This window comes from Candidatus Korarchaeota archaeon NZ13-K (genome assembly GCA_003344655.1).
Classification (GTDB): domain Archaea; phylum Korarchaeota; class Korarchaeia; order Korarchaeales; family Korarchaeaceae; genus Korarchaeum.
Genome location: MAIU01000087.1, coordinates 1 through 4,486, shown reverse-complemented (window position 1 = coordinate 4,486; position 4,486 = coordinate 1). Strand labels below are relative to the sequence as shown.

Annotated in this window: 4 protein-coding genes; 3 read left to right on the top strand and 1 reads right to left on the bottom strand. The window is 60.3% G+C overall.

The window, feature by feature from the left end; all coding sequences use genetic code 11:
* Nucleotides 1–742 (bottom strand): DUF711 family protein (locus BA066_06875; protein RDD52974.1); only part of this gene is annotated, 742 nt, incomplete at its 3' end.
* A gap of 165 nt (nucleotides 743–907) precedes the next feature.
* Between BA066_06875 and BA066_06870 the strand changes: the two genes are divergently transcribed.
* From BA066_06870 to BA066_06860, 3 genes are all read left to right on the top strand, one after another.
* Entirely contained in the window at nucleotides 908–2,926 is a 2,019-nt protein-coding gene (locus BA066_06870) for a hypothetical protein (GenBank protein RDD52973.1), read from the top strand.
* Nucleotides 2,923–4,032 carry a hypothetical protein gene (locus BA066_06865; protein RDD52972.1) on the top strand — a complete coding sequence of 370 codons (1,110 nt, stop codon included), beginning with the start codon at nucleotides 2,923–2,925 and terminating at the stop codon, nucleotides 4,030–4,032. The genes BA066_06870 and BA066_06865 overlap by 4 nt, the downstream gene beginning before the upstream one ends.
* A gap of 26 nt (nucleotides 4,033–4,058) precedes the next feature.
* The coding region (locus BA066_06860; GenBank protein RDD52971.1) for a helix-turn-helix domain-containing protein at nucleotides 4,059–4,486 on the top strand (428 nt) is incomplete at its 3' end.

Sequence of the window (4,486 nt, the reverse complement as noted above, 5' to 3'; positions counted from 1 at the left end):
CCTCCGCCATGGGGAGCATCAGCTCGTTGAACCCCAGCCTCCTCATGCCGCGCGATGCCTCCCCTATCGCGGAGTTCACCTCAGCCACTGCCGATGGGGTTCCGGGTCCCAGGAAGGGGGATCTCGCGACCAGGCTCACGACCTTGGCTGCGCTCTCCTCCATCCAGGGGCTGAGGGAGAAGTCCATCCCGAGGATGGGGACCTCCTCCCCGAGGTCGGAGGAGGCGCTCTCGGCCTCCGACACAGCATCCCTGAAGACCCTCGAGAGGGCGTACCCGAGCACCTCCCGGGGCTCCTCAACCTCCGAGAGCGGGCCGTAGAGGTCTGAGGGGTAGAGAAGGGAGAAGCTGATCCCGAAGGACTCGGCCCTAGTCATCGGGAAGTAGGGCCCCTCCGGCGGCTCATCCGAGCTCAGAGCGAACATCGTGGCGCACTCAGGACCCAGCTCCTCCGACACCCTGAAGATGAAGTCAGCCGCCCTGAAGAGCTCCGCGGGACCACTTCCAATGGACACGGAGGTGAAGTACCCCATTTTAAGGAGTTCCCACGCCCTTCCGAACGCTGAGGATCCCCTGCCGGAGTAGACGGCCTTGAGCTCGATGTCAACATCATCCGAGGGCTCCCCAAGCACTACCCTGGCCGACATGGAGTCGAGCCTCCTTGAGAGCTTCAGGAGATAATCGGAGAAGGATGAGAAGCTCTCAGGATCCTTGAGATGAAGGGTGACCGATCTGAACCTCATGGGTGGGCTCTCCGATCTCCATCTTTTAACTCTTACGCCCCGGTGATCTGTCTCTAGTGCCCGGGAACTCGGGTGGGCTCGATTGGAATCGAGCCGGATGGCCCGGTCGGATCGGGGATCAATTTTTTATAAGGAGGTGGAGTGTTGCGGGAAGGTGAAAGCGGTTTGGTCGATAGGGAGAGGATCAGGGGACTGGCTCTGGACGTCATCGCGGTTCTCTCCTCCTACATCCTGGGGGCCCTCATGAGGCTCCTACCCACGATCAAGTACGGGGCCAAGCTGACGGCCGATGACCCGCTACTCCACTACAGGATAACGGAATACCTGGTCAGGACGGGTCGCCTCCCAACCTACGACCCTCTCTCCTGGCACCCCTGGAGCTTCAATCCCACTGAGGTGCTGCCCGTGCTCCACTACTACACAGGAGCGATAATATACAAGATTTCCTCTCTACTGGGATTCAACGATCTCTACACCGTGGTCGTCTACATACCGGTCTTCTTCGCCCCACTGGTCGTGATCCCCCTCTACCTCACCTCAAAGGAGCTCTGGGGAAGGGGGGCCGCCTTGATCTCCTCCTTCGCGATCTCCCTCTCCTGGGCCTACCTGAGCAGATCTCTAGCCGGCTGGTACAGGCACGAGCAGTTCGCCATCCCGCTGCTCATGTCCTCCTTCTACCTCACGCTTAAGGCGATGAGATCGGATGAGGACTGGAAGGTGATCGCCTACTCCGGGCTGAGCGGCGCCTTTCTCGTCTACGCCTCAGGCGTGTGGGCCGGCTTCAGGGCCCTATACGATGGGTATGCCCTCATGATCTTCCTCCTTCTCCTCCTGAACAGGTTGAACTGGAGAAATGCCCTCGCTCTCGGCATGCCGCCCCTCTACGTTCTCATAGCATCCCTCGGAGCCCTTCCCAACCTGGCCTACAGGAAGCTCTACGTGAGCTTCGAGAGCACGCTCGTATGGGCCTCCCTGCTGGCCGCCCTAGTCTACCTGGTCCTCCCCAGGCTTGGGATCGAGAGGAGAAGGAGGGAGGTTTCCCTGGCTGCTGGAGCCGCCCTCCTGGCGATCTTCCTGGGGCTGGGCATCTATCAGCCCCTCACGGGGAGGCTCATGAGGGTGCTCTTCCCGTCGGTGAAGCTGCCCCAGGGCAACGTGGTTGAGACCGTGGCGGAGCACGGGGCCGGGGAGAGCTTCGAGTCCTTCACCACCCTCCTGATACCGGCGTCGCTTGGGCTCCTCTCCATGATCCTGGAGAGGTGGAGGAGGGATGAGGAGCTCACGCTCACGATCATGACCTTCATATCCCTCTACTTCGCGGTCAGCATGGTCAGGCTCCCTCCCCTGGCCGCCCCCTTCCTGGCCCTCTGCTCCGGGTACTTCACCCAGAGGCTTCTATTGTTCTCGGAGCCCTACCTGAAGAGGCTGAGGGCCCTTGAGAGGTCAAAGGTGAGAAGGGGGTCTCCTCTCCCGCTGAGCAGGAGGATAGCGATCCTAAGGGTCCCGATCATCCTGATGATCTTCCTCGTCGTGCTCCCGGTCGCCCTGCAGGGTCACATAAGGGAGTACGGGGGGGAGTTCAGCAGCTACGTCCTATCATACGAGGAGGCCCTGAACTACCCCCTAGGGTTCAGCGAGGGATGGGTTGATGCCCTGAACTGGCTCAGGAACAACACCAGTCCTGATGAAGTCGTCATATCCTGGTGGGACTACGGTTACTGGATGCAGCTCGGCTCCGGAAAGGTCACCCTGGCCGATGGCCTGACGATAAACTCCAGCCAGATAACGCTAATAGCCAAGGCCTTCATGGGGCCGGAGGAGGCCATGCTGGACCTGGCCAGCAGGTTCAATGCGAGCTACGTAGTGGTGGACGTGCCCGCCGAGGTCGGGAGCTTCTCAGGAGGGGGGAAGTGGATGGCCATGGCCTGGATAGCTGGTCAGTTCCAGTACAGCCCCTACAGGGCGGATGAGGTCAGGAAGTGGCTCACCCAGGACCTGCCGAAGTTCTTCTACCACGACAGCGTCAGCGGGAGGTACATACCCACGGATTACGCGCTGAACACCACCCTCTACAAGATGGCCCTCAGCTCGATCGGGATGGGCAGGTTGAACTACTTCGAGCTGGTGCACGTCGGCAAGAACCAGGGATACGTGGAGGTGGCCGTTTTCAGGGTGAAGGGATGATGAGGAGCCCCCTCTCCCACTTCGACAGGGAGGATCCCCTCGAGAGGACGATCTTCTCCGGCCTCAGGGAGAGGTTCCTCGCAGAGGCGGATGAGGAGCACGTGAGGGCCCTTGACTCATTCACGTTCGCCCTGGTGAAGCCGGACGCATTCGCCAGGGGGCTCGCCCCGGAGGTCATTGAGAGGCTCAGGGACGCTGGTTTCACCATAGGGGCTATTAAGATAGCTGAGATGGATCCCTCGATGATAGATGACCTCTACATGTTCGTGAAGCAGCGTTACGCGAGCTCCTGGTGGATAATGCCCAAGGTCTTCGGGCAGGCGCCAGTGGTGGCCATGGTGCTGTCGCACGAAGCCAACGCTTGCTCGAGGCTGAGGGAGGCCGTTGGCCCGACCACGCCCGAGGCGGGCAGGCCAGGGAACATCAGGTACGACATGAAGGGGACGAACAGGGCCCTCAACATAATACATGCGGCCGATGATCCCGCCTCGGCCCTGAGGGAGGCGCTTGTCTTCTTCGAGATGGATGAGATATTGGACGCCATGATCTCCAGTGAGAACGCCAGCTATGATGCGGCTGAGCTCTCCCCAGAGGAACCGATGAGCCTCTCCAGGTGGGGGCTCTTCAACTCCGTGAAGGTTAACGCGCTCGATTTCCTCGAGTCCGGGAGGCAGGAGCTCCAGGAGGCGCTGGATGAGGAGGCTGAGATAGTTTCCAAGGATCTGCCCCTGGGGGATGAGAGGATGGCCCTGAGGGATGTCGAGGCCAGGATATCATTCAGGGCATCGAGGCTCTTGGGAGAGCTGGAGGATGAGGCGGTGAGGATCGCCAGGATGCCCGCGGACCCCAAATGGAAGGGAAGGGTTGCTGAGAGGTTGGAGGACTCCCTGATAGCGGCCAGGATGATAGAGCTGCTGAGCGATGAGGTGAAGCTCATGAGGGAGGATCGATTCGACATGCTTCTGCTCTCCGCGCTATCCATGGGCCTGGTCGACTCCGAGTGGGGCGAGGTCGTGCTCCACAGCACGTGGGCCGTCATGCCCCAGATGGTCACGGACCTGAGGAGGGCAAATAGGATTGTGATCACATCATTGGAGGAAGCTTAATATAGGTATAACCGCGTTAATGTCCGATGAGTCTGATACAACCCTGCGAGGTGATAGTCAGGACGCTCATACCTTCAGTCAGGGCCGCCATAACCAGGGAGCTCATAGAGAGGCACGGGCTGAAGCAAGTGGAGGTGGCAAAGCTCCTGGGGGTGACGCAGGCGGCCGTGAGCCAGTACATGAGGGGGGCCAGGGGGAGCGTCTTCGACCTGAGTGAGGATGAGAGCATAGCTGCCATCGTGAGCAGGATAGCTGAGGGCTTAGCTAGGGGCAGCCTCAGCTGGCTCGATGCATCGACCCTGACATGCGAGATCTGCTACCAGGTCAGGAGGAGGGGGTTATACAGGAGCCAGAGGGTGAGGTTGAAGGGAAAATATGAGCATGCTTTGGACGTCGTTTGTAGGGAATATGACACTTTGAGGGATGACGAGAGGCTGAGGCGCATGCTGGAGGG

Excerpts from the sequence above, each read along its gene's own strand:
- BA066_06865 (RDD52972.1), top strand. The coding sequence starts at position 2,923 with ATGATGAGGAGCCCCCTCTCCCACTTCGACAGGGAGGATCCCCTCGAG.